We start from the raw sequence: 25,971 nt of genomic DNA on the forward strand, positions 1-25,971 counted from the left end.
TTCTGCGTTCGTTTTACATAATCTGATCTTTGACCTTCTTTCATAACGATTTTTTTGTGTATCGCTATTTCAGGACTAGACAATTGACACAATAAAAAAGTCGGTGGAATACTCCACCGACTTTTATTTTTCTCGTATATCTAATCAATTACTTGCGTACCAGTGTTAAGTATCCATGACCGGAAACTTCCTGTCCGTCTAGTCCCAGAACTCTGTATTTAAAGAAATAGACTCCTTCAGCAGCCTCTCCTCCTGACGGTGTTCTTCCATCCCAACCCGGAGACTTCACATCTATAATCTCTGCCATGGTATTTCCCCATCGATTGAAGATATATAATTCTATCTCCGCCGCGTGCTCTATTCCCAAATGGAAATAATCGTTACTTCCATCACCATTTGGTGTGAATACATTCGGAACGTGATATACTAAAGGAGGAAACTCAACAATAATACTGAAAGACGCTGTATCTGTACACCCTTCATTAGAAGCAACAACAGTCACCGTGTACTCTCCTTCATTATATATATTCAGATAAGTGTCAAAATCTTCATCCGAGAAAGTTCCGTCTCCAAAACTCCACTCATAATCTGTAACATCACCGGTTGTTTCATTAAAGATTGTCGCTTCCAGAGGAGGGTATCCTGTTTGAGGATCTACTGACAAACCAGCTTCCGGGTAGGAATACACCGTTACAGAAACCACAGACGAATTCTCACAACCATTTGCATCCACTCCTGTCACCGTATAAGTTGAAACACCTACTGGTGGCGTAAACGGAACACCATCCTGGACACCGTTATCCCACGTATAAGAAACACCTCCTGTTCCGGACAAAGTAACTTCTTCTCCTTCGCAAACTCCAGCACCTTCCGCAGAAATCTGAGGTAAATTATTTACCGTCACAGTTACCTCGTCACTCGCCTGACAACCATTCGGGCTTGTATAGGTAACCGTATATGTTGTTGTTTGTGTCGGTGAGAAAGGAACACCATCCTGGACACCATTATCCCACGTATAATTAGAAGCTCCTGAAGCAGTTAACGTAACCGATTCTCCTATACAGATCGTTTGATCTGCTCCCGCATCCGGTTCATCAATTTCATCGACAAAAATTGTTATCGAATCCGTAGCTGTACAACCGGTTGGACCAACTCCTACAACTGCATAAGTTATTGTGGTATCACCAATGGCTATTTCTACACCGTCTACCAATCCCTGATCCCACGTATAAGAAACACCACCCTGTCCCTGCGGAGTAAATGGTTCTCCGGGACATAAAGTCAAATCGGGTCCAGCAGAAATCGGAGGTGCAGGAGAAACCAAAATTTGCTCCGTAGCTGACGCCGCACAACCTGCATCCGATGTTACTGTAAGCGTTGCAGTAAAATTCCCGGACGTAGTATAAGCGTGTGTAGGATTGTCATACGTTCCTATCGTATTTGTTTCCCCGGTAATCGGTCCACTCGCTGATTGTGTCGTAATCCCATTGCCAAAATCCCATTGCCAAAAATCAATACTACCTGAACTTATCGTAGAATTATCCGTAAATGTAACCGAATCATTTTCACAAATCGATGTTGGAACAGCTGTGAGGTCTGCTACAGGATACGGTGCTGTTCCAATCGTTATGGAAGCAGTTATCGAACAAGAAGACCCTGTAACCGGAATCATTTCCACCTCGTAATAACCTCCTGCCGTAATGGTAATAGCCTGTGTGGTTTCTCCTGTGTTCCAAAGATAAGAACTGGCTCCCGGAGGTGCAGTTAATACCAATGGATCGTTACCACAAATAAAAGCATCACCTGTCGAAGTAATGATCTCTGATCCACTGCATGAAGCATCCACATAAGCATATCCGTAATGTCCTGACTGAGAACAGTCGGCTACACGGAACTCAACTGTAACATTCTGGCCTATGTATGCTGTTAAAGGGGCAAAAGCTGTTCTCCAGGTCTGATAAAGTACATCATTTCCTGCACTGATGAAATCAGGGTTACTGGCAGTTGACTGAACACTGTAACTTCCACAAGGTACATCATTACCATTCTCGTCGTAAACTCTAACCACAAAATAAGGTTGTTCTGCCAGTGTATGCCCCGGTTCCTCAACAATCACAGCGTAACTATAAGTAAACAAATCATTTGTAGCATCGACCAAATACGTTTGTCTTAACAAAGAAACATCTGCTCCACTCACGTTTCCATTTCCCAACAATGCTGAGTATTGACCTCCATCGGGGTTTACACGTGGAATACCTACAACCCCGTCTGTACCACCAGACATGATTGAGTGTTGCAAACCAGGTGTTACTGTACTAACTCCTGTAACGCCATATGCATTACCCGGATGAGATCCAGCGGACAATTCCCAACCGTTGAATGTACCATCTTCGAAATCCATATTAACGCATGGTCCGTTCAGAACTCTTGAAGTACGTTGATTTGCCTGTTCATCCTGATTTTCTTTGTCCAAAGGAATCAGCTCTACCTCTTCCTTCAGTTCTTCGATCCAGTCTCCATACATCTTATATACCTCTTCCAACGATTGTACTTTTCCGGACTTCAACTGTTTTGCAAGATTTCTTGCAAATTTATGCCTACTATCCAAAATAAAGTCGATTGTTTTCTGATGACTTTGTTTGTAAAGATTCAAGCGGATATCATCTGATATTTTCATAAATGATACTTCAGAAGTGATATAATCTACAATATCACCAACACTTGATTTTTTAATAAACGAGGTGAGTTCCTCCTGACTGTGAATATGTTCATGCTTCTCCTGAGAAAAAGTTTTAGTAGTAGCCAAAAGAAACAAAACCAGTAGATAAAAGCTATACTTTTTCATAACTAGTTGTTTTAAATTAAATAATGATTAGATCTTTTCTTTAACGCAGCGCGACAACATCACGCCCGGATTACCCCCTGTATCACAACCTGTTAATTGAATAACATCCGAGTAGCAACTATGATAAGAGATATCTGAAGAACCCGCTCTCGCCTGAGCAAAAAATAAGAATTGCACGAAAGGAAAGAGGAGTATAAAAACCACCTTTTTCATAATAAATAGTAATAATAGTTAGCGATCAAAACGTGGTTTTCAGGAAACCACCTTTGACTAGACAACAAATGTAACCAAAAGGTTGCACTAAATGTATTTTTTTATTTTTCCTAACAAAACGAAAGTAATTTGTTAGGAATTGTTTGATTTTCAATACCAAAAGCAACAATAAGAAAATAAGTCAGGTTAGCGTTTGAAAAATTCGATTCTATAAACAACTCCTATAAAGAGCAGCAATAGTATATTATGAACAAAGAACTGAACAAAACCAAACTCAAGATTTAACAACCTTTTTATTATATAAATTACAAGTGCCAGAACAAAATAAAACCCGGCCTTTCGTAAGTTGTATTTAATCGGGTAATGTTTTTGCCCCAAAAGATATGAGGCTGTCATTTGTCCACCATACACCAAAAGTGTAGTCCAGGCAGCAGCCATATATCCAAAAACCGGAACAAGTGAAACCAAAAGGACTACGGTTGCGGTAGCACCTACAATAGAAATGTAAGCACCGTATTTGGTCTGTCCCGAAAGTTTGTACCAAATAGACTGATTCATATAAATACCCAGAAATATATTGGCGATCAGAAGCACAGGAACAACCTTTAACCCTTCCCAATAAGCTTCATTCCGGATAAAATATTTAAAAATATCTATGTTTAATGTTACTAATAAAAAGAAAGCAGCCAAAGCAGCAATCAGGTAATTCATAACCCGACCATATATTTTTCGTTTGGGATCATCTTTTGCCTGTGCAAAGAAAAAAGGTTCTGCCGCATAGCGAAACGCCTGCAGGAAAATGGTAATCAGCATTGCCAGTTTATAATTGGCGCTGTATATTCCGACCTGACTCTCTGCATACCGCAAAGCACCTCCTATATAACCATCGGGAACCAGCTCCACATTATTCAGCAGCTGCTTGATCAGAATTCGGTCTATCGTTTCGTTAATGATTCCGGCAAATCCGGCAATAACAATAGGAAAAGCGTACCACCACATCTTCTTTAGCAGTTCCGGATCCACTTCAAGTCGAATCGACAAAAATTCTCTCCAAAGAAGCACCGGGCGAATTAAAGATGAAACCAGGTTAGCAATAAAAATATACAATACTCCCATAGCCGGATCATCCGTCTCCGGATCGAACAAAACAAGAAGAAAGAATAAGTTGAGAACAATATTGGTAAAAATAGAAGCCAGTTGGACTATGGCGAATTGCTTAGCCTGTTCTTTTGCTCTCAAACGGGCGAGTGGCAAACTGGACATTGCATCTACAGCAACAATGATAGCCAGAAGTGCGATGTACTCGGAATGATCCGCATATAGCATTGCTTCTGATATAGGTCCCAGAAATACAAGAACTACCAGAAGGAATAAAGCATTAATCCCGGTAAGTGAGACAAAAGCGTTACTAAAAACTTTATCCTGATTCTGTTCATTATTGATGAAACGGAAAAATGTTGTCTCCATCCCGAAGGTTAGCAGGACAATAAAGAAAGCAACATAGGCATATAACTCCGAAACAACCCCATAATCCGCCGGATCGGTAAAAACCATCGTATAAATAGGGACCAGCAAATAATTCAACAACCGACCTACGATACTTGACATACCATAAATCGCTGTCTGCCCCGCTAATTTCCTGATAGCACTCAACCTGTATTCCTTCGTTTAATTTCAAAAGTAGTGAAAGAATCCGAATCGAAGTATGTAATCACCTTATGTTCGAAATTTGAAAAGGGTTCGTACCTTCATCCTGAGAGTCGCTTGCACTGAAAAATCAGATACGCAAACACACTTAATGTATCTTCATTATCAATAACCCATTCATCTCACATAGGTATGCAACATATTTTTCATCCGGAGAAACAGATAGACTATGACAGTTCTCTCCTTCTGATTTCCAAAGTACTTCTGGTTTCTGCCCCTTTTTTGTTACGACTAACGCAACTTGGAATCCATCCATTCTTAACTCAATCTTGATCCCGTCAGAAGTAATTACTTCTCTGGGATGTAACTCGGACACTTTCATAAACGCCTCTATTTCTTTCTCCGTCATTTTACTTACGGCGTTTTTTGTACTTATAAAACCAATTGTTTGATTTCTCCAGGTAGCCTCTCCCAAGCGAATATTTGTCAGCCTGATTTTAAACCACTTTCCCATTACGTTACACCCAACGTAATCAGATTCTGCTGACCATATCGGGTATTCATCAATTGCTTGTGATTGAACAACAAGAACTGTCCCCGTTTTTATGCGAAGCATCTCTGCCTCCAACGTCTTCTTTTGAGGTTTTTGAGCAACGGAGCCAATTGAAATTATTAGGGAAAGTATAACTACTAACTGTTTCATAGTAAACTAGGTTTTGAAATTCAACGATTCTGTATTTAAATTATTGTGGTTTTATCTCTTAAAAAGCAATCCGTGTTACGTTGTTCAGGATATTTTCTGCTATGCATCACTGTCGGTTAATACAATTTGTATCAACCATTTTTTTGATGAAGTAAACAAGCATTTTTGAATCGAAAAGGTTGTTACTAAAATTTCTATCTTTGCGACTTCTAATTAACTGAGTAAAATGAGCGCAAAATATCAGGAGTACAAAGGGTTGAATTTGCCGCAAATGGCAAAGGAGGTGATGCAGGAATGGGAAAACAACAACATTTTTGACAAATCTATCTCAACACGGGAAGGTAAGAAGCCTTTTGTCTTTTTTGAAGGGCCTCCTTCGGCAAACGGACTTCCGGGAATTCACCATGTTATGGCGCGCTCTATTAAAGATATTTTTTGCCGCTATAAAACGCTTCAGGGATTCCAGGTAAAACGTAAAGCAGGTTGGGATACGCACGGGCTTCCTGTTGAATTAGGTGTAGAAAAAGAGCTGGGAATTACCAAAGAAGATATCGGAACGAAAATTTCCATCGAAGATTATAACAAAGCCTGTCGCGAAGCGGTGATGCGTTATACTGACATCTGGAATAACCTTACCCGCGATATGGGATACTGGGTGAACATGGATGATCCGTATATTACGTATGAACCGAAATACATGGAATCTGTTTGGTGGCTGTTGGGTCAATTGTACGAAAAAGGGTTAATCTACAAAGGATATACGATTCAACCGTATTCTCCGAAAGCAGGAACTGGTCTTTCTTCTCACGAATTGAACCAACCCGGATGCTACCGTGATGTAAAAGATACTACGGTTGTTGCCCAGTTCAAAATGGAAGACGGACAAAATACACCTTTTGGGGTAACGCACGACCTTCATTTTCTGGCCTGGACAACCACACCCTGGACGCTTCCTTCGAATACGGCACTTGCTGTAGGGCCCAAAATTGAATACGTACTGGTACAATCATATAATCAATATACCTACGAGCCTATTCACGTTGTACTCGCCAAAAATCTGGTTTCGTATCAGTTTGCAAAAGGATACAAAGCTGTTGAAACGGCAGATGAACTAAAAACATACAGTAAGGGAGATAAAACCATTCCTTACTTCATAGCAGGAGAATGTACCGGATCTGATCTTGTAGGTCTGAATTATGAACAATTGTTACCGTATGCTCTGCCTTACGAAAATGCAGATCAGGCGTTTCGTATTATCCCGGGAGATTTTGTTACAACAGAAGACGGAACCGGAATTGTACATATCGCTCCGACTTTCGGAGCAGATGATGCCAAAGTAGCTAAAGACGCTGGTGTACCGGCCATGTTGGTTCTTGATGACAAAGGAAACCCTGTTCCACTTGTTGATTTGCAAGGTCGTTTTCGCCCGGAAATGGGAGAGTTTGCAGGTATGTATGTAAAAAACGAGTACTATGCAGATGATGAGGCTCCTGAAAAATCAGCGGACGTTCAGATTGCCATTAAGCTCAAAGAGGAAAACAAAGCCTTTAAAGTAGAAAAATACGAACACTCGTATCCACATTGCTGGCGTACAGATAAACCGGTATTATATTATCCGCTGGATTCATGGTTTATCAAATCTACAGAGAAAAAAGACCGTATGATTGAACTCAACAAAACGATTAACTGGAAGCCCGAATCAACGGGAACCGGTCGTTTTGGAAACTGGTTGGAGAACCTGAATGACTGGAACCTTTCCCGTTCACGTTACTGGGGAATTCCAATTCCAATCTGGTCTACTGCAGAAGGGGACGAACGTATTTGTATTTCTTCCGCAGAACAGTTGAAAGCAGAATGTGAAAAAGCAGTTCAGGCCGGAGTTATGGACACAAACCCATTGGCAGATTTTGTACCGGGTGATATGTCAAAAGAAAATTACGACAAAATCGACCTGCATAAAAACTATGTGGATCAGATCACACTGGTTTCCCCTTCCGGAAAACCAATGAAACGAGAAGCAGACCTGATTGATGTATGGTTTGACTCCGGATCAATGCCCTATGCACAATGGCACTATCCATTTGAAAACCGGGAATTGATTGAAAACAGAACCGGTTATCCGGCAGACTTCATCGCTGAAGGTGTCGATCAGACACGCGGATGGTTCTTTACCCTTCACGCAATCTCTACGATGGTGTTCGATTCGGTGGCTTATAAAAATGTTGTTTCCAACGGGCTGGTTCTTGACAAAAACGGACAGAAAATGTCCAAACGTCTTGGAAATGCAGTCGATCCGTTTGAAACATTACCCAAGTATGGCCCCGATGCGACACGTTGGTATATGATCACCAATGCACAGCCCTGGGATAACTTGAAATTTGATGAAGACGGAATTGTAGAGGTACAGCGTAAGTTCTTCGGAACCCTGTACAATACCTACAACTTTTTCGCACTTTATGCAAATATTGATGGGTTTACATACAGTGAAGCGGACATAGATTATGCAAAACGTCCTGAAATTGATCGCTGGATTTTATCAAAATTGAATTCACTGATCAAAGAAGTAGAAAATGCCTATGATCAATATGAGCCGACCCGTGCGGGACGTTTGATCCAGGATTTCGTAAATGACCAATTATCGAACTGGTATGTACGTCTTTGTCGCCGCCGTTTCTGGAAGGGTGATTATACAGAAGATAAAATTTCAGCGTATCAGACTTTATACACCTGTCTGGAGGTTGTCACTATTCTTTCTTCTCCTATTGCTCCATTCTTTATGGATAAACTTTTCAGTGATCTGAATAAGGTTTCTGGCAAACACGACGCGGAGTCAGTTCACCTGGCATATTTCCCGAAAGCAAATGAGAACTTTATTGATCTCAATCTGGAGGAACAAATGGATATTGCTCAACGCGTTTCTTCACTGGTGTTGAGTCTCCGTAAAAAAGAGAAAATAAAAGTTCGCCAACCCTTACAAAAAGTAATGGTTCCAATTCTGGATCCTACGTTTAAGTCCCGTATCGAACATGTAAAAGACCTGATACTGGCGGAAGTGAATGTAAAGGAAATGGAACTGTTGGAGGACACTACCGGAGTTTTGGTAAAGAAAATCAAACCCAACTTCAAGACCATCGGCCCGAAGTATGGTAAACAAATGAAAGCTATCTCGGCAATGGTAAACGGTTGGGATCAACAAGCCATCGCGGAAGTGGAAACGAACGGGGGCTGGAACGGTGAAGTGGATGGTGCTGCTATCGAATTGACGCTGGAGGATTTCGATATTCAGGCAGAAGATATTCCAGGATGGCTGGTAGCGTCCGAAGGAGGAATTACAGTAGCACTGGATATTACCATTTCAGAAGAATTGCGCGACGAAGGAATTGCCCGCGAACTGATTAACCGCATCCAGAATTTCCGTAAAGAAAGTGGATTGGAGGTGACTGATAAAATCAGATTGACAATCGCTTCCACAGATGAAATTCAACAGGCTGTGGCAACCAACAAGACCTATATTTGTGAAGAAGTACTCGCAACAGATATTGTTTTCGAAGATACATTGAAAACAGATGCATTGTTGACGGATATTGAATCGGAAGGTGATACGCGGATCCTATTGGAAAAAGCGTAACTCACGATATCTATTGTTTATTAAGGCTGTTGCACTCTGTGTAGCGGCCTTTTTTCTATCCACTAAAAAAGGCGTGCTCACTGCACGCCCTTCAAAATATCGTATGAAATGCTAGTCGCTAGTTAAACGCTGCTTTCCGTTTTTCGATAAATGCAGTTGTACCTTCCTTAAAATCAGGTGTACCGAAACACTTTCCAAACTCTTCTACTTCGACTGTATAACCGTTTACACCTTCTTCGTAGTTTGCATTAATAGAACGAATCGCAGAAGCAATAGCTGTTCCTGAGTTGGCTGTGATTTTACCGGCAATTTTGTGTGCCAGGTCTAACAATTCCGCCTGTGGTACTACATGGTTTACCAATCCCCATGATTTTGCTTCTTCAGCAGAGATCATTCCCGCAGTAGCCACCATTTCCATAGCTTTGCCACGACCTACCAATTGTGCTAATCGCTGTGTCCCTCCGTATCCCGGAATAACACCCAAAGAAACTTCCGGTAAGCCCATTTTTGCATTATCCGAAGCAATACGGATATGAGATGACATGGCTAACTCCAATCCGCCTCCCAGCGCGAAACCATTCACCGCAGCAATAACCGGCTTTGTCATATTTTCCACATAGTTAAAAAGTAACTCGTGCCCTTTTGCGCTTAATTCTTTTCCTTGCGTTACATCAAAATGAGCAAACTCTTTTATATCTGCCCCTGCAACAAATGCCTTTTCTCCGCTACCAGTCAGAATAACTGCACGCACGCCTTGATCCGTATTCGCTTCCGTAAGTGCTTTGTTCAATTCTTCGATTGTCTCTTTATTCAGTGCATTCAACTGGCTCGGGCGGTTAATCGTAATTACCGTTGTTTTCCCGGTCTTTTCTACTAAAAGATTATTGTATGACATGTTTTTCTTTTTTTCGTAAAAATAACGTTTTTATGAGAGTAACAGGAAAGTTCTTCCTGTCTACTTTTCCTCTTTACCGGATTTGGGCTTGGGTTCTCTTTTCGCTTCCTGCAGAGCTTTATGAATAATCCACTCCAACTGACCATTAACACTTCTGAATTCATCAGCTGCCCACTTTTCCAGTGCTTCGAATTTATCGGTATCAATTCGCAGAAGAAATGATTTTTTATTTGCCATTACTTTTTCACTTCACGTTCCAACAATACGGTAATTGAACCATTCGTATCCGAAATGGATATTGCTTTCCATCCGCCAACACATTCTTCATTCAAACGCTGTTCGAATTTCTCAAGCGATTCAAATGCTCTTTTTCTAATAAGTCTATATTTCGGATTCATAATCTGCCGTTTTCTAATTATACAATGTTCCCGTATTCACAACAGGAGTTGCCTCTTTGTCTCCGCACAGCACCACCATCAGATTGCTAACCATTGCTGCTTTCTTGTCCGCATCCAGTTGGATATCTGTTTTCTTGTCCAACTCTTCAATAGCCATCTCAACCATTCCTACTGCTCCCTCAACGATTTTAAACCGGGCAGCAACGATAGCCGTAGCCTGTTGGCGCTTCAACATCGCCTGGGCAATTTCCTCCGCATAAGCAAGATAACCGATTCGCGCTTCCATCACTTCAATACCTGCCATTGCCAAACGTTCCGTAATTTCATCTTCAAGAGCTGTATTTACCTCATCCATTCCGGAGCGTAAGGTAATTTCAGACTGGTCATCATCAAAATTATCGTACGGATATGAACCCGCCAACTTTCTGACAGCCGCATCTGTTTGTACCCGTACAAACTCTTCGTAGTGATCAACCTCAAAAGCCGCCTTAAACGTATCCTTCACCCGCCAGACCAGAATTACATTTATTAAAATCGGATTTCCTACTTTATCATTCACCTTCACACGTTCACTGTCAAAATTACGTGCCCGAAGTGAAATACTTTGCTTAGAATAAAACGGATTCGCCCAATAAAAACCATTCGCCCGTACAGTCCCTTTATAAGACCCAAACAGAACCAACACTTTTGAACCGTTTGGCTGTACAATAAAAAAACCAGGAAGAAGGAAGACCGCAAGTACGTCCAGCGTAATAAATGCAACCTTATTGGTCAGGGCAATACCCGCAATGCCTCCTGCAATTAAAACCAACACTGCCAACAGAATAAAATATCCATTAAAAGCAGACACATTCTTTTCTTTCTCCATAATGATATTGTTTTGATATCACTAATATATAATAAAAAATGAAATATCTTCCGAATTTTTCAAAAAATCGGAAAACAGTCTTCCTACTGTACACACTATAGATGGACAGCAAACTTACTTTGTTCCGTAACAGAATTTATGATTTTCTAAGCCGCTTGTAGAGCTTTATCCCCATCATCAGACCTATGGCAACGGCAAAAAAGCCAACAGTACCCCAAATCCAGTTCAGGGACGATTTCAGAACGACAATAAACACAATGGCCACCAGTAATAGCGTAGCTACTTCGTTCCAGATACGTAGTTTTCCGGACGACCAGTTAAAAACACCTCTTTTCAATTGATTGAGAATACGCTGACAGGCAAAATGGTATACCAAGAGTACCACAACAAAACCTAATTTCAGATGCATCCATCCCTGCGCCAGGTAACCGGGAACGAGTATCAGCATCCAGATACCGAACACAATTGTTAATACCATGGCCGGCCAGGTGATAATATACCACAGTTTACGTTCCATAATTTCAAACTGATCTCTGAGTATTTTGCCTTCCGCTTCAGGTTTTTGAAGCGATTCCGTATGATAAATAAACAACCGGACAATATAGAAAAGTCCTGCAAACCAACTTACTACAAAAATTATATGTAAGGCCTTTACCGTTCCTAAATCCATGTGTCCAAATGTACGCATTTTCACAATTCTGCTTACCTTTGTGCAAAAATTCAGAATAATGAAGGCAAAGAAAGCTTCTGAGACACTGGCAATATCAACAAAAGTTGTTTTGCCCAATGATACCAATACATTAGGAAATTTGTTCGGTGGTCAGTTACTGGCGTGGATGGATGTAATTGCAAGTGTTTCAGCGCATCGTCATTGCAGAAGAGTTGTGGTTACGGCTTCTGTTAATAATGTTGCTTTCAATGCTCCCATTAATCACTCATCGATTGTAACACTTGAGGCAAAGGTTTCCAGAGCCTTTAACTCGTCTATGGAGGTGTTTGTGGATGTTTATGTCGAAAATCCGGTTACGGGAAATAAATTTCGTTCGAACGAGGCGATTTATACATTCGTTGCTGTCGATCAGAACGGAGGCCCGATCCAGGTTCCGGAACTGATTCCTGAGACACAAGAGGAAAAAGAACGCTATACGGCTGCTCTGCGAAGAAAACAGCTTGCATTGATTCTTGCCGGAAAAATGAATCCAAAGGATGCAAATGAGTTGAAAAAGTTGTTTGTCGATTAGTCAAATGCTTTTCTGACTTTGGTCGCGATTTCATCTATATTTTGATCATTCATACACTTAAAATGTCCTTTTGGGCATTTTTGGTATCCGATTTTACTGCACGGACGGCAAGAAAGCTCTTTTTGCTCGAACAATTCGCTTCCCTCACCGGGAAGATAGGGATACATTCCCAACTCCGGAGTGGTATTTCCCCAAATAGAAAAGATTCTTTTCTTAAAGGCACTTCCGATGTGCATTAACCCCGTGTCGTGTGTGACTAAACAAACGGATTGTTTCACCAGTGAGGCACTTTGACCAAGTGTACATTTCCCCGCAGCATTGAACACATTGGACGAAGCGATTGCTGCCAATTGATTCCCCGTAAGTTCATCTTCTTTTCCTCCCAGCAGAACAACCGGAAGTTGTATTTTATGCACCAGTTCTTCGAGTTTTTCCAGAGGCAATCGTTTTGTAGCAAACTGTGCTCCCATTGCAATAGCAATATAACCCGTGTGGAAAATCTCCGGAAGAAAGCTCGTCACATCCACTTCTTCACTTTCCGGAATAAAGTAATCCAGTCCTTTTTGATCGTTGTTAACCCCCAGATGACGGACTGTTTCAAAATAGCGGTCGACAATGTGGAGATCCGGCATCATCTTCCATCCCAACCGCACGTACAGAAACTTTTGGATATTTAATTTTGGAAACGACTTTGCTGGTCTTTTCAACTTGCGCTTTAGTCGTAGTGTACGTAAATTGTGATGCAGATCAATTATGTAATCGTACTGTTCGTTCTTCAATTCTTCGACTACCTCGTCTATATCTTTTTGAAAGGTAATGACCCGATCGATATACGGATTAGGAGCTACTATTCCTGTGAAGGGTTGTTTGGTAAGATAATGAACTTCTGCTCCGGTCTGTTCTTTGACAGCCCGTACAACTGGTGTAGTAAGAACAATATCCCCTATGGAGCTAAAACGAAGAATCAGAATTTTTTTCATCCGCGACAAAAATAGAACAACTCGTTGACCTTACAATAGAATCTTTTAATGGGCATCCAGCCAGTTGTGACCAAACTCAGCTTCTACAGTCAGAGGTACAGCAAATTCTATCGCATGCTCCATTTCTTGTCGTACTAACGCTTCCATTCGCTCTTTCTCCTCCTTCACCACATCAAACACCAATTCATCGTGTACCTGCAACAAAAGTCGGCTTTTCAGCTGCTCTTTCTTCATCGCATTCTGCACACGGATCATTGCCAGTTTAATGATGTCCGCAGCTGTACCCTGTATAGGTGCGTTAATCGCATTTCGTTCAGCAAATCCCCGTACTACTGCATTATTCGAAGTAATATCCGGTAGGTATCGTCTTCGCTTCATGAGGGTCTCAACATATCCATGATCTCTTGCAAACGCAATAGATTCCTCCATGTAGGTTTTGATCCCCGGGTATTGTTCAAAGTAACTATCGATAATAGTTTTCGCTTCTGTTCTGGATATTCCCAGATTCTGCGCCAGTCCGAAAGCACTTTGCCCGTAGATAATTCCAAAGTTTACCGCTTTTGCATGGCTTCTTTGTTCCCGGCTGACTTCTTCCAGAGGAACATTGAAAACTCTTGCCGCAGTGGCTGCGTGAATATCTTTCCCTTCTTTAAAAGCCTCCATCATGTTCGGGTCTTTACTCAATACCGAAATAATACGCAATTCAATCTGGGAATAATCGGCAGCCATCAATTCAAAATTTTCATCGCGAGCCACAAAAGCCTTCCGGATTTCACGTCCTCTTTCGGTACGAATCGGGATATTCTGCAAATTCGGATTGTTGGAGCTCAATCTACCCGTTGCTGTAACCGTTTGCATATAGTTCGTATGAATTCTCCCATCTACAGGATCAGCAAGTGTAGGCAATGTATCTACGTATGTATTCTTCAACTTACGAAGTTGTCTGTATTCCAAAATCAACGGAACAATCGGGTGATCATTACTGTGTTTGTTCAGAATATCTTCACTGGTTGCATACTGACCGGTCTTGGTTTTCTTTGCTTTTGCAGAAATTTTCAAATGCTCAAACAGGACGTCTCCTAATTGTTTCGGAGAGTCAATATTGAACTCCATTCCTGCCAGTTCCAGAATCTCTTTTTCAAGTCTGTCGATGTGTTCCCCCAACTCCTTAGAATAGGTCTTTAGGTTTTCTATATCAATTGATATCCCTTCTTTCTCCATCTCTTGCAGAACCAATACCAAAGGCATTTCAAGATCATAGAACAGATTCTTCAGATGCGGTTTTTGCATTTCCGGCTCAAACAGTTCTTTTAGCTGCCAGGTGATATCAGCATCCTCACAGGCATAATCTTTAACCTCAGCCGGCTCCAAATCCCCCATAGAACGCTGGTTTTTACCTTTCTTCCCGATCAGATCTTCAATAGAAACGGGTTTATAATGCAAATAATACTCTGCCAACTGATCCATCCCGTGTTTACTCTCCGGCTGAATCAGGTAATGTGCCACCATGGTGTCAAAAACCGGACCTTCGATGGCAATTCCATACCGATCCAACACATGTGCATCGTATTTCATATTGTGTGCCACCTTCTCAATAACAGGACTTGTAAAAAAGTCGGCAAAGGGAGTTAAAATTTCTTTTGCTTTGTCAAAATCCTGCGGAATCGCTACATAATAAGCTTCTCTCTGTTTCCAGGATAAAGCCAACCCGACAATATCTGCATGCCGCGCCTCCAGCGATGTGGTTTCCGTATCAAAACAAACGGAAGGTTGTTTCAGCAATTGAGCAAGTAATTCTTTTCTCTCTTCCGGTGTGGTAACCAGATGATACGATGGCTTTTCGGTTGCTATTGTTTTCAATTCCGCCGTTTCAGTTGGTGCCTGATTCTCTACCAGGGATTGGGTTCCGAACAGATCCAGTTGCCCCTCATCATTAACAGGAGCTGCAACAACGATTTCTTCACCGATCACCCGCTTTGCCAGGTTACGGAATTCCAGCTCAGTAAAGATCTCCTTAATCTTTTCTTCATCGACCGGAATAACCCGCAAATCCTCTTCATCCAACTCCACATCCACGTCCGTGATGATCGTCGCCAGCATTTTGGAAATCATCCCCTGCTCTGCAAAATTGATGACATTCTCTTTTTGCTTTCCTTTCAATTCATGAGAATGTTCAATCAGGTTTTCTACCGAGCCGTACTGGGCAATCAGTTTTTTCGCAGTCTTCTCTCCGATGCCCGGAATACCCGGGATATTGTCCACCGAATCGCCCCAGAGCCCCAGGATATCAATTACCTTTAAAGGGTCGTCCACTTCGAATTTTTCGCAGACTTCTTTCACCCCCAGAATTTCGGGACCATTCCCCATCCGGGAAGGTTTGTACATAAAAATATGCTCCGACACCAATTGACCAAAATCTTTGTCCGGTGTCATCATATAGGTAACAAACCCTTCCTTTTCTGCCTTTTTTGCCAGTGTTCCTATCACGTCATCCGCCTCAAAACCATCTCTCATCAGGATAGGAATATTAAACGCATCGATAATCCGTTTGATCGGTTCTATCATACTGCGAATATCTTCCGGCATTTCCTCCCGGTTGGCTTTATAAAAACTGTGTTCCTCTGCACGATTCGTTGTAGTCGGAGCATCAAACACCACCGCAAGGTGAGTCGGCTGCTCTTTTTTCATTACATCAATTAACGCATTTGTAAACCCAAAAGCCGCACTGGTATTCTGCCCCTTTGAATTTACCCTCGGGTTCTTCGAAAAAGCAAAATACGCTCTATAAATCAATGCAAACGCATCCAGTAAAAACAGTTTTTTTTCTGCGGGAGGAGTCATAATTTATCTTTCAATTTGAATCATTTCAAAGGTAGTGAAAAATTATTGTAGCAGAAGAACAAGAAGATCCGGGCAAGGAGTCCGGTAGGTTTGCATTGTGGTATTTTGGTCAATAGTTTTGCTATCTATATCTGCTAATTAATTATATGCAGGATGTTTTTCTCCTTGCACGCCGAAGGTAAGTATATGCAAAGTAGGCGATTTCGGGCTTCAGACTTATCAAACTGTTACAGTTTTGTAAGAAGGAAAGAACACCTGGTAACAGTATGTATACTTTACATTCCTACTTTCCGCAAATACGCAAAACATAATTGCTAACTTGCGGGAGCAAACAAATAACACAAGCTTTTACGGAATGGAAGAGTTCACAACAGAGAAATTAATTCGGAAACTTGGTAAATCAGAAGGGTTTTCTATTGTGCTAATTTGCTTCGGTATATTTTATTTGTTTCTACAAAATTGGTCTGCTATTTATAATTTCCGTAGCCTTTTCAACTTTTTAAGTGCATTTACTCCTCTTTTATTCGGAACTGTCATATTAATTAACAACGCAAATAGAATTAAAAAATTAAGAGGATCGTACGTCAAAATATCTAATCAAAAGATTGCTTTCAAATCAAGAGGAGTAGAATACCACTATGATGACTCCAACTCCCTGGAAAGTATTGAAATACGGCTTTATGAAATTGTGTTTACAGAAACTGGCGGAACAAAAGGAACTCTCTATTTAGAAGACTATATCGGAGACGGAGAGCAAAAGAAAATAAAAGAGTTACTTGCCCTTAATAAAGAAAATCTAAAGGCTAGATAATTGGTCGCAAATAAATTGAAAAATAATTTATCCAATGTATAGAACAGAAGCACGCACCCTGATTAAACGTATAGTAATCGCATCAGCAACAGTATTTACACTAGTAGTTCTGACAGGCTGTAAGACAACTAAAACATATACTGATTTTCATGCCCCATTACAGCCGGATAAGGTTGTTAGAGTTACTATCGAAATCCAGACTGATACAATAAGAATTCACTCTATTACAGCCCAACAGGAAATACAAGCGTTTATAACGGACCTGAATAGCGCACAAATTAATGGCATCTGGAAAGGCGCAAACTGGTCTAAGATAGTGCTACACTACAGTGACGGGGAAATGGTCTTTAACACAAACGGAAAAGTATTCGGACCACAATCAAATGGACAATTTTACGAATTGAGTGACAAGTATAATCAGTATTGGAAGTAGTTCATGTTTATACAGATTCAGGAAGTAAGAAATCATGAAATGGAGTACCAATTGCTCTCCTTTCTTCAATGCCGGAAAGGAATGGTGGGGAACTTTCTTCTGGACAATCTATAACCCCGAGAAGAATTGGTATATTGGAATCTGTGGATCAGAAACCGATTAATTAAGAAAAATGGCAAAGAAAATTCAATTACTATTCCTCGCAGTCGTATTGACTGTAACAGGAGTATGTGCACAGACCATCGAATCGCTGCGAAACGACATTGAACAAATTGTACGTTCGAAAAATGCAATCGTAGGTGTTGCTATTAGCGGAGCGAATGGTGATGATACCCTAAGTAGCAATGGAACTGAGCATTTTCCAATGCAAAGTGTATTCAAGTTTCCGATTGCTTTAGCTATGCTGTCAGAAATAGACAAGGGTCGTTTTTCGCTTGACCAAAAAATTGATATCAAAAAAAATGAACTGCTTCCTGGTCTCTGGAGTCCCATCCGAGAAAAGTATCCCGACGGGGTCACCCTGACTATTGCCGAAATCATTGAGTATACTGTTGCTTTGAGTGACAATGTAGGTTGTGACGTTTTACTGAAATTGCTGGGGAAACCCCAAAAAGTTGAAACCTACCTGCTGAAAAATGGTTTTAACGATATTTCTATTAAAATCAACGAAGAGACGATGCAGAGTAATTGGGATTTACAATTCCAAAACTGGACAACACCCCTGGAAGCCAATAGAATTCTACAGGTATTCTATGAAAACAAAGACAACCAGCTTTCTCAAAAAAGTTATGATTTTGTGTGGGAAACCATGAAAACTACTCAAACAGGGAAGAACAAGCTGAAAGGTCAACTACCTGAAGGAACTATTGTTGCACACAAAACCGGTTGGTCCGGACAAAACAAAAGCACAGGAATTACTGCAGCATCTAATGATATCGGAATTGTTTTTCTGCCCGATGGGAGCTATTTTGTCATCAGCATTTTTATAACCGCATCAAAAGAAGATGAGGAAACCAATGAGAAAATTATTGCTGATATAACAAAAGCAGCCTGGGAGTATTTTATAAAAAAATGATAACTCTAAGAGAGTTATTACTGATAGTATAAGAGCTTTTATCATAATACGAAAGGGATACGTAGCAAACCGTAATATTTGCGCAAATCCTAATCAACAAAATATAAAAAACTACAATCATGTCATCAAGTATTCAATTTGTCAGAAATGCAACCTTTGTACTACACTACGCAGGAACATCTATTTTGGTAGACCCTCTGTTTGCTGAAAAGGGAAGATACCCCGGGTTTCCCGGAACAGTTAACTCAGAGTTATCGAACCCTCTGGTGGATATGCCCATAAACCCGGAAAGTTTACTGGATGGAATTGATGCGGTTGTTGTTTCTCACTTACACCCTGATCATTGGGATGAGGTAGCCGTTCAACTCATTCCGAAGGACTTGAAAATCTATGCTCAGAATGAGGAAGATGCGGAGATCATCCGATCACAGGGTTTTACGCATGTTGTAGCCATGAAAGAAGAGAATGATATCAACAGAATTAAACTCCAAAAGACCTATTGCCAACACGGAACAGATGCAGCGTATTCCATTCCTGAACTTGCAGCAATTTTAGGCAAAGCTTCCGGTTGTTATTTTACTGCATCAGGTGAAAAATCGGTGTATTATATAGGCGATACGATATGGATAGAAGAGGTGGAAAATAATCTGAAAAAATGGAAACCTGACATCGTACTTGTAAATGCGGGAAAAGCAACTTTACTCGATGATCGTTTGGGAGCCATTATCATGGGAAAAGAAGATCTTTTAAAAATTCACAGGATTCTGCCGGAAGCTACAATCGTAGCCATTCATTTGGAAACTGTAAACCACTGTGTCCTGAGCCGACGAGAATTACGACAGTTTACTGAAGAGCATGGTTTCTCTGATAAAGTCCGGATTCCGGAAGACGGAGAACAATTCAGCTTAGAATCGTAACATTTTCATAGTAAAGACCAACTAACAAACCAGAGCTGTTCTTTTGAAAACAGCTCCGGTTGAAAACAAAATGTCTACTTCAACTTCGCAAAAACAGCATCTAGCGCTTCGCAGAATGCAGGAAAAGTTGTATCCAGAATCTCCTTTGTATGTGCTTTTGAAATGAATCCTACCTCATAACCACTTGGCCCGATATAAATACCTCTGTTTAATAATTCAGAGTGCAGCATCTTAAAAGGAGTCATATCACTATCAATTTCGTCAGCTCGTCGAATAGCTACTTTGTCGGAAAAAGCAATCCAGAAAATAGACCCGATCGAGAAAATTTCAAAAGCATATCCCTTTTCACCGGCATACGCATTGATTTTATCAACCAGATAATTCGTTCTCTCTTCCTGATCCTGATAGAACCCGGGCTGCGCGCACTGCTCCAATGCCGCAATTCCTGCCGCCATAGCTACAGGATTCCCTGAAAGCGTCCCCGCCTGGTAAACCGGACCATCCGGAGAAATACACGCCATAATCTCCGCTTTTCCTCCATACGCACCTACCGGAAGACCTCCCCCGATAATTTTACCATACGTAACCAAATCAGGCGTAATTCCATAATATTCCGCTGCTCCTGAAAAAGCAACTCTGAAACCGGAAATTACCTCATCAAAAAGCAGAAGAATTCCGTATTGCGTACAAATTTCACGCAGTTTTGTTAAAAACCCTTTCTCTTGTAAAAGCAGTCCGTTATTTGCAGGAATCGGTTCTATTATCGCACAGGCAATCTCATTCCCCAATTCACGTACGCAGGCCTCCAATGCTTCCGGATCATTCAAAGGAAGGACAATCGTCTCCGCAGCAAATGCTTCCGGCACTCCGGCACTCGACGACTCTCCGAAAGTTACCAGTCCTGAACCAGCCTTTACCAGTAAAGAATCGCTGTGCCCGTGATAACATCCTTCAAACTTGATAATTTTATCTCTCTTCGTATATCCTCTTGCCAAACGAATCGCTGACATAACAGCTTCCGTCCCGGAACTTGTGAACCGAATCTTATCCGCATACGGATTGCGGGAAAGAATTAATTCCGCCAATTCATTCTCTAACTTCGTAGGAGCTCCAAAACTCGTTCCGTTTGCAAGTGTCTCTTCAATTTTCTTACGTACTTTTTCATTGTTGTGACCAAGAATTAATGGTCCCCAACTACAACAAAAATCGATAAACTGGTTATCATCTTCATCCCATACATACGCCCCGTCTCCTTTCTTAATAAATAACGGAGCCCCCATCACCGATTTAAAGGCACGTACAGGCGAATTTACTCCTCCCGGAAAATAGGTTTTCGCTTTTTCAAAAAGTTGTTCGGAATTCTTGCGTGAGATCATATCAGTATACTATCTAAATTTTGTACAAAAATAACAGCTTTAAAGGGATTCCCCCCTCTTTTTTACGAAAAACAGCTACAAATTCATTACGCCCCGATACAATTTTAGGAAAACACTATCAATACTCTTAATCAGAAGTGTTTCCTACAAGAATTTCTCAGCATTTCGTATTTTCGTCACATGGAAAACACGAGGAACATTCGACCAAACGAAATAGAACTGGTACACTTTTTATTGGAACAGCTCGGGCTTTCTCCCGAAAACTATCCGTTACCCGACACGGTTCATGAATACGAAGGGGGAATTATGGGTAGTATCAGTTTTCAGTTAACCGACACCCCTCAATATGCAGGAGATCTTATTCAGGTGAAATATATTGATACAGATGAAGTTCCTGTCGTAATAACTCTGACACAAGACGTAAACGGAAAGTTACTCGATCTTGACTTCTGGAAAGAAGATTTCAGCAAACTCCTTGAGTACCCTGTCCCTCAAAAAGTAGAGCGACTTTAAACCAACCCGGACAGATTTCATTTTTAGGTACGGAATCCTCGGGTTGAGTGGGTTTACAATGAAAAATTTATACTAGTTTTGTTATTGAATCCGGCAGATACTAACCGGATTATTTTAATTAACAGAATATGACGCGCACAAAAATTGCATCGCTATTATCCCAGTATGAGCTGGGACAAGAAGTTTTGGTAAAGGGATGGGTACGTTCGTTCCGCAACAACCAGTTTATTCAACTGAACGACGGGTCAACGATAAAAAATATCCAGGCTGTCATAGAATTCGAGAATTGGAATGAAAATGAGTTAAAGCGCATTACCACCGGAGCTGCTTTGGCAATCAAAGGAACAGTTGTTGAATCCACAGGTGCAGGACAGGCAATCGAGATTCAGGTAAAAGAACTTGACATCCTGGGAGATGCTAATCCGGAAGAAGTTGCTAAAACAGTAATGCAGCCCAAACGTCACTCACTTGAATACCTCAGAGAGCAGGCACACCTTCGTTTCAGAACGAATGTTTTCGGAGCTGTTTTCAGAATTCGTCACGCTGTTTCGTATGCGATCCATCAGTTTTTCAACGATCGTGGATTCTATTATCTGCATACGCCTATCATTACAGGATCTGATGCCGAAGGAGCGGGAGAAATGTTTCGCGTATCTACGCTTGACCCAAAAAACCCACCACTGAATGAACAGGGAGAAATCGACTGGTCGGAGGATTTTTTCGGAAAACAAGTTAACCTTACGGTTTCCGGTCAGTTAGAAGCCGAATTAGGAGCACTCGCTCTTGGACAGGTATATACGTTCGGACCTACTTTCCGCGCTGAGAATTCAAACACCGCTCGTCACTTAGCTGAGTTCTGGATGATCGAACCGGAGGTTGCTTTCAACGATCTGGAAGACAACATGAATCTTACGGAAGAATTCCTTAAACATATTTGTAACTATGTATTGACCAACTGTAAGGATGATCTGGAGTTCCTGAACGAACGTGAGAAAAACGAGCAGAAACAAAAACCACAGAACGAACGCAACGAGCTGACATTGGCAGAGCGTCTGGAGTTTGTGGTTGCGAATTCATTCGAGCGGATCACTTACACAAAGGCAATTGAGTTATTACAAGATTCCAAACCGTTTAAGAAAAAACAATTCAAATATCCGGTTGAATGGGGAACAGATTTGCAATCTGAGCACGAACGTTACCTGGTTGAAAAACATTTCAAAAAACCGGTTATCATTACAGACTATCCGGCAAGCTTCAAAGCTTTCTATATGCGTCAGAACGAAGATGGAAAAACAGTAGCGGCAATGGACGTATTGTTCCCTGGAATCGGTGAAATCGTAGGAGGATCGCAGCGGGAAGAAAGACTGGACGTATTGAAGAAAAAATGTGCCGACTTTAACATTCCCGAAGAAGAAATCTGGTGGTATCTTGACACCCGACGATTCGGAAGTGTCCCTCATTCCGGTTTCGGTCTTGGGTTCGAACGAATGGTAATGTTCGTTACGGGAATGACTAATATCCGCGATGTTATTCCTTTCCCGAGGACCCCAAAAAATTGTGAATTTTAAATAGCAGATTAAACAATATTTTAGTACCTTAACAAGGAAACAACAAGCGTATGGCAGCAATGAAGCAAATACTATCGATGAAACTGGAGCAGCGACTTTCTCCGCAACAGATTCAATTGATGAAATTGCTCGAAGTTCCGACAATGGAACTGGACCAACGCATTAAAAAGGAGCTGGAAGAAAACCCGGCACTGGAAGAAGGAAAAGAAGAAAATCCGGATGATCTTTTTGAGGACAGTGAACCTGATTATGAAGATGATACCCGTACGGAAGCAGAAATGGAATTTGATGTTTCCGAGTACCTGGACGATGATGCAGATTATAAAACGCACGTCAACAACAAAGGGAAAGATGACGACGATGTCTATATGCCTTTGGCACAGGGGTCCAGTTTTCAGGAACGCCTGATGGAACAAGTCAGTCTCCGCTATTTATCCGAGAAAGAAGATATTATTGCGGAAACCATAATAGGAAACCTTGATGAAGATGGCTACCTGAGCAGAGACATCGAAAGTATTGTTGATGATCTGGCTTTTTCACAGAATGTTTCGGTTACCGAAGAAGAAGTAGAAGCCGTTCTGGAAATTGTTCAGGATTTGGAGCCGGCCGGAATCGGAGCCCGAAATCTTCAGGAATGTCTCCTTCTTCAATTGAAAAGAAAACAAGACGGAAATATAACCCGGTACACAGCTAAGATTATTCTTGAAGATTATTATGACGAGTTTACCAAGAAACATTACGACAAGATCAAAAGTAAACTTGAAATTGAAGAAGAAGATCTTAAGGAAGCAATTGCTGAAATTGTACGTTTAAATCCAAGGCCCGGAGGATCCAGTAAGGAGGCAGGGAAACCACTCGGCACCATTACGCCTGACTTCATGGTGATGGAACACGAAGGGAAACTGGAACTTACATTGAACGGACGAAACGCTCCCGAATTGCGGGTAAGCAGAGGTTATGAAAATATGCTGCGCAGTTATGCAGAAGGAGCCAAGACTTCTAAAGGCGATAAAGAAGCCGTTCTGTTTGTTAAACAGAAACTGGATGCCGCCAAATGGTTTATTGATGCAATGCGCCAACGTCAGGAAACGCTGTACTTTACTATGCGTGCCATCGTCGAATACCAGAGAGAGTATTTTCTGACAGGAGACGAATCCAATCTGAAACCAATGATTTTGAGAGACATATCGGAACTGGTTGGTTTAGATATTTCGACCATTTCACGTGTAGCCAATAGCAAATATGTACAAACCAATTACGGGATTTTTCCGTTGCGACACTTTTTCTCCGAATCCATTGTCAGTGACAGCGGTGAAGAAGTTTCTACACGAGAGGTAAAACAGATTCTGGCCGAAGCGGTTGAAAATGAAAATAAACGTAAACCACTTACGGACGATAAACTTGCTGAGATCATTAAAGAGAAAGGCTATACTATCGCCCGAAGAACAGTTGCAAAGTATCGGGAACAGATGAATATCCCTGTTGCCAGATTAAGGAAAGAACTGTAAACAAATCATGAAGCAACCAGCAAATTTTCTTTCTTACATTTTTCATCCGCTTTTTGTACCCATTTATGGATTACTGATCCTGATGTACACATCGAGCACACCCGAAAGCTTTTTAATAAAAGACTCTTTGTTTCATATTGATCCTTCTATCAAACACATTTTGCTTTTCCTTTTCGGCATCTTTGGTGTTATAGCTCCCGGAGTTTCTTTATTATTATTCCGGTATAACAATACCATCACAAGTCTGGATCTTGAAATCCGTGAAGAAAGACGAATGCCTATCTTCATGATGGCTGTTTACATGGCCATATTGTATGGTTTCCTCTTGTATCAGGTCCCTCAGGGAGCAATTCCCCCTGCAGTAGTTGGCATAGCGCTTGGAGCAGCTATAGGCATTGCCCTGACAGGCTTGCTGAACAATTATTTCAAAATCAGTCTGCACATGATTGGAATGGGGATGCTTAGTGGTGCCGTTTATTCCTATTACCTCTTTCAGGTTGTTTTCCCAACATGGGTACTGCCTCTTATTTTTATGATTTCAGGAATTGTAGCTATGTCAAGGCTGGCTTTAAAGGCGCATACTTATCCTGAATTAATCTCCGGGTTTTTACTCGGATTTGCTGCTCAGGCTATTTCCGTTTATTTTTATTTGAGTTAACTTTGTAGCATTGATATTTATCTCTTAAACAGAACGAAAATGAAACATTTACTTGTTCTTTTGCTTGCAACACCACTGTTTCTTGCATCATGTGGAAGTTCCGGGAAACTATCCGGAAAAAATATTAACCTTTTTACCATAGACCAGGATAAAGAACTGGGTGCTCAGGTTGATTCAGAGATCAGATCCAACCCACAGGAATATCCAATTCTGAATGAGATCCAATACAAAGAGGTGTACGACTATGTCTATAGTATTAGAAACACCATTCTGAACTCCGGAACGGTTGAACACAAAGATGACTTTGAATGGAACATTAAGATTATTCACGACGACAGCACGTTGAATGCTTTCTGTACTCCGGGAGGATATATCTATGTTTACACAGGTATTCTTAAATTTCTCGATTCGGAAGATCAGTTTGCCGGAGTTCTGGCACACGAAATTGCACATGCTGACCTGCGTCACTCAACACGCCAGATGACACAAATGTACGGTGTTCAGGTATTGTTAAATGTACTTGCAGGTGATCGCGAGATGTTGAAGCAAATTACTGGAGGTCTTATCGGATTGAAGTTTTCCCGTAGTCACGAAACAGAAGCAGATTACAACTCCGTAAAATACTTATGTCCTACATCCTATAATGCTGCAGGCGGCGGTGGTTTCTTCCAGAAAATAACAGAAATGGGGGGAAGCCAGACTCCGGAATTCTTAAGTACACACCCCAGCCCGGACAATCGCATCGAACAGTTTAATACCAATAAAGAAACAATGGGTTGTTCGGGACGCGAATCTTACCAAAGCCGATACAAGCAGGTAGTCGCTAAGTTACCTTAAGAGATAACAATACTAG

23 protein-coding genes are annotated in these 25,971 nt (G+C 41.2%); 12 read left to right on the forward strand and 11 right to left on the reverse strand.

The window, feature by feature from the left end; all coding sequences use genetic code 11:
* Positions 1-148: 148 nt before the first annotated feature.
* From ABDZ97_RS00520 to ABDZ97_RS00530, 3 genes are all read right to left on the reverse strand, one after another.
* Positions 149-2,845 (reverse strand): PKD domain-containing protein, encoded by a 2,697-nt coding sequence (locus ABDZ97_RS00520; protein WP_343783973.1) that lies wholly within the window; start codon positions 2,843-2,845, stop codon positions 149-151.
* Between the two features lie 399 nt (positions 2,846-3,244).
* A complete protein-coding gene (locus ABDZ97_RS00525) occupies positions 3,245-4,711 on the reverse strand; it encodes a lipopolysaccharide biosynthesis protein (protein ID WP_343783975.1) in 1,467 nt (488 codons plus the stop codon).
* Between the two features lie 142 nt (positions 4,712-4,853).
* Positions 4,854-5,408 carry a hypothetical protein gene (locus ABDZ97_RS00530; protein ID WP_343783977.1) on the reverse strand — a complete coding sequence of 185 codons (555 nt, stop codon included), beginning with the start codon at positions 5,406-5,408 and terminating at the stop codon, positions 4,854-4,856.
* 226 nt (positions 5,409-5,634) lie between these two features.
* On the opposite strand from ABDZ97_RS00530, the gene ileS reads away from it, so the two are divergent.
* On the forward strand, positions 5,635-9,036 hold the full coding sequence (ileS, locus tag ABDZ97_RS00535) for an isoleucine--tRNA ligase (protein ID WP_343783979.1): 3,402 nt from the start codon (positions 5,635-5,637) through the stop codon (positions 9,034-9,036).
* 118 nt (positions 9,037-9,154) lie between these two features.
* Here ileS and ABDZ97_RS00540 read toward each other — a convergent pair whose 3' ends face one another.
* The 5 genes from ABDZ97_RS00540 to hemJ form a co-directional block, all read right to left on the reverse strand.
* Positions 9,155-9,931, reverse strand: a complete 777-nt coding sequence (locus ABDZ97_RS00540; RefSeq protein ID WP_343783981.1) for an enoyl-CoA hydratase/isomerase family protein — start codon at positions 9,929-9,931, stop codon at positions 9,155-9,157.
* A gap of 60 nt (positions 9,932-9,991) precedes the next feature.
* A complete protein-coding gene (locus ABDZ97_RS00545; RefSeq protein ID WP_343783983.1) occupies positions 9,992-10,168 on the reverse strand; it encodes a type II toxin-antitoxin system antitoxin in 177 nt (58 codons plus the stop codon).
* Positions 10,168-10,329: a hypothetical protein gene (locus ABDZ97_RS00550; protein WP_343783985.1), complete on the reverse strand. Its 162-nt coding sequence runs from the start codon at positions 10,327-10,329 to the stop codon at positions 10,168-10,170. Before ABDZ97_RS00550 ends, ABDZ97_RS00545 begins: the two co-directional genes overlap by 1 nt.
* A 13-nt stretch (positions 10,330-10,342) precedes the next feature.
* A complete protein-coding gene (locus ABDZ97_RS00555; RefSeq protein WP_343783987.1) occupies positions 10,343-11,197 on the reverse strand; it encodes an SPFH domain-containing protein in 855 nt (284 codons plus the stop codon).
* Positions 11,198-11,333: 136 nt separating this feature from the next.
* Positions 11,334-11,885: a protoporphyrinogen oxidase HemJ gene (hemJ, locus tag ABDZ97_RS00560; RefSeq protein WP_343783989.1), complete on the reverse strand. Its 552-nt coding sequence runs from the start codon at positions 11,883-11,885 to the stop codon at positions 11,334-11,336.
* Between the two features lie 40 nt (positions 11,886-11,925).
* Here hemJ and ABDZ97_RS00565 point away from each other — a divergent pair, with 40 nt between their 5' ends.
* Positions 11,926-12,438, forward strand: a complete 513-nt coding sequence (locus ABDZ97_RS00565) for an acyl-CoA thioesterase (protein WP_343783991.1) — start codon at positions 11,926-11,928, stop codon at positions 12,436-12,438.
* On the opposite strand, the gene ABDZ97_RS00570 is transcribed toward ABDZ97_RS00565, so the two are convergent.
* Both ABDZ97_RS00570 and polA read right to left on the reverse strand, forming a co-directional pair.
* Positions 12,435-13,418 carry a glycosyltransferase family 9 protein gene (locus ABDZ97_RS00570; RefSeq protein ID WP_343783993.1) on the reverse strand — a complete coding sequence of 328 codons (984 nt, stop codon included), beginning with the start codon at positions 13,416-13,418 and terminating at the stop codon, positions 12,435-12,437. The two genes, ABDZ97_RS00565 and ABDZ97_RS00570, sit on opposite strands and share 4 nt — an antisense overlap.
* Positions 13,419-13,463: 45 nt before the next feature.
* Positions 13,464-16,259, reverse strand: a complete 2,796-nt coding sequence (gene polA, locus ABDZ97_RS00575; RefSeq protein ID WP_343783995.1) for a DNA polymerase I — start codon at positions 16,257-16,259, stop codon at positions 13,464-13,466.
* Between the two features lie 355 nt (positions 16,260-16,614).
* Between polA and ABDZ97_RS00580 the strand changes: the two genes are divergently transcribed.
* From ABDZ97_RS00580 to ABDZ97_RS00600, 5 genes are all read left to right on the forward strand, one after another.
* Complete coding sequence (locus tag ABDZ97_RS00580; RefSeq protein ID WP_343783997.1) at positions 16,615-17,070, forward strand: hypothetical protein; 456 nt, start codon at positions 16,615-16,617, stop codon at positions 17,068-17,070.
* A gap of 34 nt (positions 17,071-17,104) precedes the next feature.
* Positions 17,105-17,503 carry a hypothetical protein gene (locus ABDZ97_RS00585; protein ID WP_343783999.1) on the forward strand — a complete coding sequence of 133 codons (399 nt, stop codon included), beginning with the start codon at positions 17,105-17,107 and terminating at the stop codon, positions 17,501-17,503.
* A 34-nt stretch (positions 17,504-17,537) separates the two neighbouring features.
* Complete coding sequence (locus ABDZ97_RS00590) at positions 17,538-17,666, forward strand: hypothetical protein (RefSeq protein WP_343784001.1); 129 nt, start codon at positions 17,538-17,540, stop codon at positions 17,664-17,666.
* 9 nt (positions 17,667-17,675) lie between these two features.
* Positions 17,676-18,578 carry a class A beta-lactamase, subclass A2 gene (gene bla / locus ABDZ97_RS00595; protein WP_343784003.1) on the forward strand — a complete coding sequence of 301 codons (903 nt, stop codon included), beginning with the start codon at positions 17,676-17,678 and terminating at the stop codon, positions 18,576-18,578.
* 119 nt (positions 18,579-18,697) lie between these two features.
* Positions 18,698-19,495: an MBL fold metallo-hydrolase gene (locus ABDZ97_RS00600; protein ID WP_343784005.1), complete on the forward strand. Its 798-nt coding sequence runs from the start codon at positions 18,698-18,700 to the stop codon at positions 19,493-19,495.
* 74 nt (positions 19,496-19,569) lie between these two features.
* On the opposite strand, the gene hemL is transcribed toward ABDZ97_RS00600, so the two are convergent.
* Positions 19,570-20,871 (reverse strand): glutamate-1-semialdehyde 2,1-aminomutase, encoded by a 1,302-nt coding sequence (gene hemL / locus ABDZ97_RS00605; protein WP_343784007.1) that lies wholly within the window; start codon positions 20,869-20,871, stop codon positions 19,570-19,572.
* 180 nt (positions 20,872-21,051) lie between these two features.
* Between hemL and ABDZ97_RS00610 the strand changes: the two genes are divergently transcribed.
* From ABDZ97_RS00610 to ABDZ97_RS00630, 5 genes are all read left to right on the forward strand, one after another.
* Entirely contained in the window at positions 21,052-21,384 is a 333-nt protein-coding gene (locus ABDZ97_RS00610) for a DUF6984 family protein (protein ID WP_343784009.1), read from the forward strand.
* A gap of 128 nt (positions 21,385-21,512) precedes the next feature.
* Complete coding sequence (gene asnS, locus ABDZ97_RS00615) at positions 21,513-22,952, forward strand: asparagine--tRNA ligase (protein WP_343784011.1); 1,440 nt, start codon at positions 21,513-21,515, stop codon at positions 22,950-22,952.
* Positions 22,953-23,002: 50 nt separating this feature from the next.
* Positions 23,003-24,460, forward strand: coding sequence for an RNA polymerase factor sigma-54 (rpoN, locus tag ABDZ97_RS00620; RefSeq protein WP_343784013.1), 1,458 nt, complete (start codon positions 23,003-23,005; stop codon positions 24,458-24,460).
* 7 nt (positions 24,461-24,467) lie between these two features.
* Complete coding sequence (locus tag ABDZ97_RS00625) at positions 24,468-25,118, forward strand: hypothetical protein (RefSeq protein WP_343784015.1); 651 nt, start codon at positions 24,468-24,470, stop codon at positions 25,116-25,118.
* A gap of 39 nt (positions 25,119-25,157) precedes the next feature.
* Complete coding sequence (locus ABDZ97_RS00630) at positions 25,158-25,955, forward strand: M48 family metallopeptidase (protein ID WP_343784017.1); 798 nt, start codon at positions 25,158-25,160, stop codon at positions 25,953-25,955.
* Positions 25,956-25,971: the final 16 nt, after the last annotated feature.

Origin of the sequence: Wandonia haliotis, from assembly GCF_039523435.1 — a bacterium.
Lineage (GTDB): Bacteria > Bacteroidota > Bacteroidia > Flavobacteriales_D > Crocinitomicaceae > Wandonia > Wandonia haliotis.